This window comes from Candidatus Rokuibacteriota bacterium, assembly GCA_016209385.1.
GTDB lineage: Bacteria > Methylomirabilota > Methylomirabilia > Rokubacteriales > CSP1-6 > JACQWB01.
The window spans coordinates 1-9179 of sequence record JACQWB010000170.1 but is presented as its reverse complement, the minus strand read 5'-3'; the positions used below and the strand labels follow the sequence as shown (position 1 = coordinate 9179).

Here is a 9179-nt window from a genome sequence, read left to right as displayed (position 1 = left end):
TTCGTCAGCCTGGACCTCTTCCTCTTCTACATCTTCTGGGAGGCCATGCTGATCCCCATGTACTTCATCATCGGAGTCTGGGGCGGCGGGCAGCGGATCTACGCCGCGATCAAGTTCGTCCTCTACACCATGCTCGGCTCGCTGCTGATGCTGGTCGGCATCCTGGCGCTCTACTTCCACCACGGCGGCGCGACGGGCACCTACACCTTCGACCTGCCCGTGCTCATCCGCTCCGTCGTGCCGGCGGGGCTCCAGACCTGGCTCTTCCTGGCCTTCGGCGTCGCCTTCGCGATTAAGGTGCCGCTCTTTCCGTTCCACACCTGGCTCCCCGACGCTCACGTCGAGGCGCCCACCGCCGGGAGCGTGATCCTGGCCGGGGTCCTCCTCAAGATGGGGACCTACGGCTTCCTCCGCTTCTGCCTCCCGCTCTTCCCGCATGCGAGCCTGGCCTTCGCGCCGTGGATCTTCGCGCTGGCGCTGATCGGCATCATCTACGGCGCGTGGGTCTCCATGGTCCAGCCGGACCTCAAGAAGCTCGTGGCGTACTCGAGCGTGAGCCATCTGGGCTTCGTGATGCTGGGCCTCTTCACGCTGACGCCGCAGGGGCTGGTGGGCGGGATCATCCAGATGGTGAACCACGGCCTCTCCACCGGCGCGCTCTTCCTCCTCGTGGGCATGATCTACGAGCGACGCCACACCCGGCTGATCGACGAGTTCGGCGGGCTCTGGGGCGTGGTGCCGGCCTTCTCGGCGGTCTTCCTGGTCGTCTCGCTCTCCTCGCTGGGGCTCCCCGGCCTCAACGGGTTCGTCGGGGAGTTCCTGATCCTGGTCGGCGCCTTCCGGGTGCACCCTCCCACCGCGGCCCTGGCCACGACCGGCGTCATCTTCGCGGCGGTCTACATCCTCTGGATGTACCAGCGGATGATCTTCGGCGAAGTCCGGCACGACGCGAACCGCGCCCTCGCCGACCTCACGCCGCGGGAGTGGGCCGTGCTCCTACCCGTTCTTCTGTTCATCGTGTGGATCGGGGTCTACCCCGAGCCCTTTACCGGAGTCACGGAAGCCAGTGTCCAGTCGCTCATCAGCCAGGTACAGACGCAGACGGCCGCGATGCCGGCGGCCGGCGCGACCCCGGTCGCGCTCGGTGGGCGCTGATGCCTGCGGGCGCGGCGGCCCTCCTCCTTCCGATCGCACCGGTCCTGGTCTTCACGCTGACGGCCGCGCTGCTCCTGCTGCTCGACCTGCTCCCGCCCCGCGGCCGCAAGGAACACCTGGCGTTCGTGGGGCTCGGCGGGGTGGTGGCCACGCTCATGGTCGTGCTGCTGCTCTGGGGCACTCCCCGGCGCGGCTTCGGTGGGATGGTGGTCCTCGACGACTACGCCCTCTTCTTCGACCTCACCATCGCCTACGCCACCGGGCTGGTGCTCCTGCTCTCGACGGACTACCTCCGGCGGAACGGCATCGAGACCGGCGAGTATTACGCCCTCATCTGCTTCTCGGCCACGGGGATGATGCTGCTCGCCTCGGCCGCGGACCTCATCGTGGTCTTCCTGGCCGTGGAGCTCATGTCGCTCTCGCTCTACGCGCTGGCCGGCCTCTTCAGCGGGCGGCTCGTCTCGAGCGAGTCGGCCTTGAAGTACTTCCTCCTGGGTGCCTTCGCCACGGGCTTCCTCCTCTACGGGATCGCCCTCATCTACGGCGCGACGGGAACGACCAACCTGGAGAAGATCGCGGCGGCGACCGCGCGACTGGGCCGCGACCCGCTCGTGATGGCCGGGTTCGGCCTGCTCCTGGTCGGCTTCGGCTTCAAGATCGCGTCGGTGCCGTTTCACATGTGGGCCCCCGACGTGTACCAGGGTGCCCCCACCAGCGTCACCGCGCTGATCGCGACGGGTTCGAAGGCGGCGGCGTTCGCGGCGCTCCTGCGGGTGCTCCTCTCCGGGCTTCCGGTGGCCCAGCCCGAGTGGGCCGCGCTCCTCTGGGTGGCGGCGGTCCTCACCATGACGGTGGGCAACGTGGTCGCGATCGCCCAGTCCAACCTGAAGCGGATGCTGGCCTACTCGTCGGTGGCGCACGTGGGGTACGTGCTGGTCGGCGTCGTCGCGGGAGGCTCGCTCGGCAACGGGGGAGTGCTCTTCTACCTCCTCGTCTACACCTTCACCACGGTCGGGGCCTTCGGGGTGATCCTGCTGCTCGAGCGCGGCGGCCAGGAGGCCGTGGACCTGCAGGACTACTCCGGGCTCGCCGCGCGCCACCCGGTCCTCGCGCTGACATTCTCGCTCTTCCTCCTCTCCCTCATCGGGATCCCGCCGACCGCCGGCTTCGTCGGGAAGTTCTACCTGTTCGCCGCCGCGATCCGCGCCGGCTACATCTGGCTCGCCGTGATCGCGGTGCTTAACTCGGCCGTGGCGGCGTACTACTACCTCCGGCTGATCGTGTACATGTACATGCGCGAGCCCGAGGGCCTGCCGACCGTGCCCGCGCCCTCGTTCGCCGGCGGCCTGGCGCTCTGCATCGCCCTCTGGGGAATCTTCCAGCTCGGGCTCATGCCCGCGCCGCTCTTCGACCTGGCCCAGGCTGCGGTGGGCCCGCTGCTCAGGTAAGGCCCTGCCGACGATCCGCTTTCCGTACCAGGGGTGGCTGTTCGACCTTGACGGGACGATCTACCGCGGCGAAGGACTCATTCCCGGGGCCGCCGAAGTCATCGCCGCCCTGCGTGGGGACCGCCGACGGGTCGTCTTCCTCTCCAACAAGCCGATCCAGACGCGGGAGGAGTACGCGCTGAAGCTGACGCGTCTGGGAATTCCCACGGCTGCGCACGAGGTGATCAACTCCTCGCTCGTGCTCGCCCGCTACCTGCGTCGCCACGATCCTGGCGCCTCCTGCTTCGTGATCGGGGAACCGCCCCTGGTGGCCGAGCTCCAGGCCCATGGCCTGACCGTCCGAGATGCCCCCGACGTGAGCTGGGTCGTCATCGCCTTCGATCGGACCTTCACCTACGCGAAGCTCAACACAGCCCTCCAGGCGGTTCGCCGGGGGGCGCGGCTGATCGCCACCAACCCCGACCGCACCTGCCCGACCGAGGCGGGCGAGATCCCTGACTGCGCGGGGATGATCGCGGCCGTGGAGGCGGTGACGGGCAAGCGGGTCGAGGTCATCGTCGGCAAGCCCTCGCCGATCATCCTGGAGGTCGCGCTGGAGGCCCTGGGCCTGCCCGCTGGGGCTTGCGTCATGGTGGGTGACCGCATCGAGACCGACATCGTCATGGGGAAGAAGCTCGGGCTGGGAACGATCCTGGTGCTGAGCGGCGTGACAGCACCCGAGGACGCTCGAATCGGGGACCTCCGCCCCGATCACGTGCTAAGCTCGATTCGGGAGCTCCTCCATCCATGACCCGCACGGTCTTTCGAGCGCCCACCCACGCCTTCGGCGCGGGTACCCGGCCAGCGCAATCAACTCGGGCCTCGCGCGGCGGGTGGCCCGCCTCGCGGCAAGGCCGAACCCGCCACGCTCGAACTGCAACGGGGGGAGGTATCGGAAGGGGGGCGGAGCCCCCCTCCGAGGTTCCTTGACCCGCCCGGCCAGCCTCGAGGGTGAGATCTTCGACGCGCTCATCATCGGCGGCGGGATTGCCGGCGCGGGCGTGGCCCGCGACCTGGCCCTGCGCGGCGCCTCCGTCGCCCTCTTCGAGAAGGGCGACTTCGCCGCCGGCACCACCTCCCGCTCCTCCAAGCTGATCCACGGCGGCCTCCGCTACCTGGAGCTCTGGGACTTCGGCCTCGTGCGGGAGTCGCTTCGCGAGCGGGAGACGCTCCAGCGGCTGGCCCCCCAGCTGATCCGCCCCCTCCCCTTCCTGGTCCCGATCTACCGGTGGTCTACCCGCGGCCTGGTCAAGGTCAGGATCGGGCTGACCCTCTACGATTGGCTGACGCCCGGCCGGCAGCGCGAGCGCTACCGCGTCCTCCGCGCTCCCGAGGCGCTCGCTCTGGAGCCCGGCATCCGGGCTGACGACCTCCTCGGGGCCGGCTACTACTTCGACGACCTGCTGCTCTCGCCCGAGCGGCTCTGCCTGGAGAACGTCCTCTCGGCCGTTCGCCACGGCGCTCGCGCGTTCAACTACTCCCAGGTCGAGGAGGTCGTGCGCGGTCGCTCGGGGATCGAGGGCCTCCGCGTCCGCGATCTCATCGCGGACACGGTTCACACGGTCCGCGGGCGGGTGATCGTGAATGCCACCGGACCGTGGGTCGACCGGATCCGCGAGCTGGCCGGTGTCCGCGATCGCGGACCGCGGCTGGTGCGCACAACGAAAGGGATCCACTGCGTGATGCCCCGGATGACCGAGTGCGCGGTGTACCTGTCCGCGCGCGACGACCGGATGATCTTCATGATTCCCTGGCGCGGCTTCACGCTGGTGGGGACCACGGACACCGACTTCACCGGCAGCCCCGACCGCCTCTGGGCGAGCAGGGAGGAGGTCAGCTACCTCCTCGGTGAGGCCCGCCGGATCTTCCCCGATCCCCGGATGACCGAAGCCAACGTGGTCTACACCTATGCCGGGGTGCGTCCGCTGACGTTCGAGGAGGGAAAATCCGCATCCAGGGTCTCGCGCCAGCACAGGGTCTTCCCCGAGGCCGGCGGGAGATTCCTGAGCATCACCGGAACCAAGCTCACCTGCTTCAGGAGCCTTGCGGAGGAGGTCGGGGACTGGGTCCTGGCCGCTCTCGGCCGACGCGCGCCGTCAGCCACGGCCCGGCGGACCCTCGACGGGACCGACGAGCCTCCGCGCCTGGAGGTGCGGGCGTGGATGGACGTCTCTGCCGAGCTGGGGGCGACGGGTGTTTCGCGCGAAACGGTAGAGATGCTGGTGGAGACTTACGGGCGGGGATACCCTCGTGTCCTCGAACTGGCGCGAAAGCTCGCCGACGGGGCCGAGCGCCTCTGTCCCCAGAACCGGGAGATCGTCGCCCAGCTCCACCACGCTGTCAGCGAAGAGCTGGCCGTTTCGCTGCAGGACTTTCTCCTTCGCCGCACCGAAATCGGCCTGAGCCCCTGCCAGGGCCTCGACTGCGCCGAAGCGATCGGCCGGCGGATGGGGGAGTTGCTCGGCTGGAGCCCCCGACGCCTCGAGGCGGAGCTGGCCGCGTACCACGAGACTATTGAACGGAGCCACCGGTTTCGGCATAGTTGAAGCGCCCTGAACCGGGGCGCGGGGTGTCGTCACTTTACAGAGGAGGGCCCAACATGAACCCAGAACATCGCCGCTGGTCGCGGATCCTGTGCTCGGTCGTGCTGATCGCCGCCGTGTGGGCGCTCCCAGCCCGTGCCCTGGCCAGGACCGAAATCCATTTCTGGCACGCCATGGGGGGGCAGCTCGGGGAGTCCGTGGCCGCGCTGGTCAAGCAGTTCAACGAGACCCAGTCCGAGTGGGAGGTCAAGCCGCTCCGGAAGGGGACGTACCCGGAGACCCTCACCGCCGCCATCGCCGCCTACCGGCAGAAGAACCCGCCCCACATCGTCCAGGTCTTCGACGTCGGGACCCAGACGATGATGCTCTCGGGCGCCGTCTATCCAGTCTCCCAGCTCCTGAAGGAGCAGGAGATCAAGATCGACTGGAACGACTTCATCCGGCCGGTGACCGGCTACTACTCCAGGGACGGCCAGCTCTACTCGATGCCGTTCAACTCCTCCTCCCCGATCCTCTACTACAACAAGGACGCCTTCAAGAAGGCCGGGCTCGATCCCGAAAAGGCACCGACCACGTGGAAGCAGGTGGGTGAGTTTTCGAAGAAGATCCTCGCCGCCGGTGCGGCCAAGTGCGGCTTCACCACGTCCTGGCCGTCCTGGACCATGCTCGAGAACACCTTCCCCTGGCACGACCAGCCGTTCGCCACCAATGCGAACGGCTACGCCGGGCTCGACACCAAGCTCCTGATCAACGGCGAGTTCGGGGTGAAGCACATCGGGCAGCTCGCGGCCTGGCACAAGGACGGGATCTACTCCTACGGCGGGCGCATGGGGCAGCCCGACCCGAAGTTCATCAACGGCGACTGCGCGATGCTGGTCCAGTCCTCCGCCGTCATCGGCGGGTTCAAGAAGTCGCTGAAGTTCGCCTGGGGCACGAGTCAGCTCCCGCACTGGGGTCCGCCGTACAAGAAGCAAAACGCCATCGTCGGAGGCGCCACGCTCTGGGTGATGAAGGGGCAGAAGGCGGCCGACTACAAGGGCGTGGCCCAGTTCTTCAAGTTCCTGGCCGAGCCGCACCAGCAGATGTGGTGGCACGTCACGACCGGGTACCTGGCCATCTCCCATACCGCGCTGAAGAACCTGGATGAGGCGTACCACTTCAAGAAGTACCCCGAGCAGTGGACCGCCTTCTCCCAGCTTTCCGCGAAGCCGACGGTCAACAGTCAGGGGATCAGGCTGGGGAACTTCGTCCAGATCCGCGACGCCATCGAGACCGAGCTGGAGAACATCTTCGCCGGGAAGAAGACGGCCAAGCAGGGGCTCGACGACGCGGTGGCGAAGGGGAACGAGATCCTGAGGGAGTTCGCGGCGCAGTACAAGCAGTAGCCCGTGGCTTCCAGATTGCCTCATCCCTGCGGTCACGGCCGGGGGACTCGAGACAGGCGGCAGGAGGTTAGGCCATGAACTTCGCCGCGGTCATCTTTACAGCTACTGCCCTCGTGATTGCTTGTGGAGCTGTCTCTGCTAGCGCCCAGGAAAGGCTGGAGGCTTCGAAGGCCGCTGACCCCCGCGTAGAGGCGCTGGTTGGGACGTGGGAAGGCGAGATTAAAGGGCGGGGCACACGTGAGAAAACGGATCGCACCCTCATCATCATCGAGCGCGACGGCCAACTGGAGGCGAAATACGGTACCACAGGGGAAAGCTCGCGTCCCGTTAATATTGCTGTCGAATTCCCGGAGGGTGGGCAGGCGAAAATTACGTTCACGACGTCGGCCGGCTCGACTGTCACCTTGTTTCTAGTCAAAGCGGACTGGCTGTCTGGAACGCTCGTTCGCGCACGGGGCGGGACCAGGAGGTCAGTAGGAGTGCCGATGCAACTCCTGCGGACGCAGAAGTAGCGCCGAGCCTAGGCGGAAGTGTATCGTCCGCTCGTTGTCGTCGCCACGAGGATGGTCAGCCGAACGGCATTCCGCAGATCGCGATGAAGCGGACCTTCTTCAGGAACCGGTGGCTGCCCTACCTGCTGGTGCTGCCGCAGGTGGCGATCACGCTGGTCTTTTTCTTCTGGCCGGCGTTCGAGTCGCTGCGGCTGAGCCTCTACCGGAGCTCCCCCTTCGGGGGCAACGACGTCTTCGTGGGGCTCGAGAACTTCCTGAAGCTCCTCGCCTCGCCGGACTACTACGCCTCCATCGTCAACACGTTCATCTTCTCCTTCAGCGTGACGGCGCTGGCGGTCGGAGCAGGCCTCTCCGTGGCGGCGCTGGCGAGCCAGCGGATCCGCGGCCTCACGGCTTACCGGACCGCGCTCCTCTGGCCCTACGGGATCGCGCCGCCGGTGGCGGGGATCATCTTCCTGTTCATCTTCCATCCGTCGTACGGCGTCCTGCCGTACTTCCTCTCGTTCATCACCGCGTACGAGTTCTACTGGCTCCTCAAAGGGTGGGTGGCGATGGCGCTGGTCATCGTGGCCACCGTCTGGACCCACCTGGGCTACAACATCGCCTTCTACCTGGCCGGCCTCCAGGCCATCCCCGGCTCGGTGCTGGAGGCAGCGAGCGTGGACGGCGCCGGCGGGATGCGACGCTTCGCCTTCATCGTCTTCCCGCTCCTGTCGCCCATCAGCTTTTTTCTCGTGGTGGCCAACATGGTGTTCTCGTTCTTCGAGACCTTCGGCGTCATCCACGCCGTGACCCAGGGCGGCCCCGGCGGCGCCACCGAGATCATGGTCTTCAAGGTGTACAAGGACGGCTTCATCGGCCTGAACCTCGGCTCCTCGGCCGCCCAATCGGTCATCCTGATGGCGGTAGTGATCTTCCTGACCATGCTCCAGTTCCGCTACCTCGAGAAGAAGGTGACCTATTGAGCGCCGGCGGGTCGCGACTGGCCGCTGATGGCGGGGCCCCCGCGGCCACGAGCGTGGCGCGGCCGCTGCCCGCCACCCTGACCGTTCTCCAGGCCTGGCGCCGTCCGCTCCCGTGGGGGAATCTGGTCGTCCACCTGCTCCTCCTCGCCTGCGTGGCGGTGATCGCCTTTCCGCTCTACTACGCCTTCGTGATCTCGACCCAGACGGTCGACGAGGTGCTGGCCCGGCCGCCGGTCCTCCGGCCGTCCACGCACCTCGTGGAGAACTACGCGGCTGCCTGGACCCGCTCCCACATGGGCCGGCTCCTCTGGAACAGCGCCGTGGTGGCCGTGGCGATCGCGGTGGGGAAGATCGCGATCTCGATGCTCTCGGCCTTCGCGATCGTGTACTTCAACTTCTACGGCAAGCACCTGGCCTTCTGGATGATCTTCGTCACCCTCATGCTGCCGGTGCCGGTGCGGATCATGTCCACGTACGAGGTCGTCGGCAACCTGGGCTGGCTCAACACCTACTGGGGGCTGACCGTGCCGCTCATGGCGTCGGCGACCGCCACGTTCCTCTTCCGCCAGTTCTACCTCACCATCCCCGACGAGCTGGCCGAGGCTGCCCAGCTCGACGGCGCCGGCCCCCTGCGCTTCCTCTGGTCGATGCTGCTCCCGCTCTCCTGGGCCAACATCGCGGCGCTCTTCGTCGTGCTCTTCATCTACGGCTGGAACCAGTACCTCTGGCCGCTCATGATCACGAACACGGAGTCCATGCAGGTGGTCGTGATCGGGATCAACAACCTGATCCCGCGCACCGGGACCCACATCCCGGAGTGGAACGTCATGATGGCCGCCGCGATCATGGCGCTCCTGCCGCCGGTGGCGGTGATCCTCTTCATGCAGCGGTGGTTCGTGAAGGGCCTGATCGAGAGCGAGAAGTGAGAGACCAGGGCGTTCCGGCCACTGGCGTGCGGCTGTTCGAGCGCAGGCTTTGCCTGCGCAATCGACTCGGGCCTCGCGCAGCGGGTGGCCCGCCTCACGGCATGGCCGAACCCGCCACGCTCGAACAACATCGGGGGGAGGAGTCGGAGGGGGGCGGAGCCCCCCGCCGAGGGGAGCGCTGGTTCGTCAAGGGCCTGATCGAGAGC

Annotated in this window: 8 protein-coding genes; all 8 read left to right on the top strand. The window is 67.3% G+C overall.

Annotated elements, in window-relative coordinates; genetic code table 11:
* Positions 1-1155 (top strand): NADH-quinone oxidoreductase subunit M (locus HY726_11910; GenBank protein ID MBI4609700.1); only part of this gene is annotated, 1155 nt, incomplete at its 5' end.
* On the top strand, positions 1155-2603 hold the full coding sequence (locus tag HY726_11905) for an NADH-quinone oxidoreductase subunit N (protein MBI4609699.1): 1449 nt from the start codon (positions 1155-1157) through the stop codon (positions 2601-2603). The genes HY726_11910 and HY726_11905, both read left to right, overlap by 1 nt.
* Positions 2604-2616: 13 nt before the next feature.
* On the top strand, positions 2617-3393 hold the full coding sequence (locus HY726_11900) for an HAD-IIA family hydrolase (GenBank protein ID MBI4609698.1): 777 nt from the start codon (positions 2617-2619) through the stop codon (positions 3391-3393).
* Between the two features lie 175 nt (positions 3394-3568).
* Positions 3569-5188: a glycerol-3-phosphate dehydrogenase/oxidase gene (locus tag HY726_11895; protein MBI4609697.1), complete on the top strand. Its 1620-nt coding sequence runs from the start codon at positions 3569-3571 to the stop codon at positions 5186-5188.
* 53 nt (positions 5189-5241) lie between these two features.
* Entirely contained in the window at positions 5242-6570 is a 1329-nt protein-coding gene (gene ugpB, locus HY726_11890; GenBank protein MBI4609696.1) for a sn-glycerol-3-phosphate ABC transporter substrate-binding protein UgpB, read from the top strand.
* Positions 6571-6644: 74 nt separating this feature from the next.
* The gene (locus tag HY726_11885) at positions 6645-7082 is read left to right on the top strand and encodes a hypothetical protein (protein MBI4609695.1); all 438 of its coding nucleotides are present in this window, start codon (positions 6645-6647) and stop codon (positions 7080-7082) included.
* Positions 7083-7165: 83 nt separating this feature from the next.
* Positions 7166-8047 (top strand): ABC transporter permease subunit, encoded by an 882-nt coding sequence (locus HY726_11880; GenBank protein ID MBI4609694.1) that lies wholly within the window; start codon positions 7166-7168, stop codon positions 8045-8047.
* A 77-nt stretch (positions 8048-8124) separates the two neighbouring features.
* Entirely contained in the window at positions 8125-8973 is an 849-nt protein-coding gene (ugpE, locus tag HY726_11875; GenBank protein MBI4609693.1) for a sn-glycerol-3-phosphate ABC transporter permease UgpE, read from the top strand.
* Positions 8974-9179: the final 206 nt, after the last annotated feature.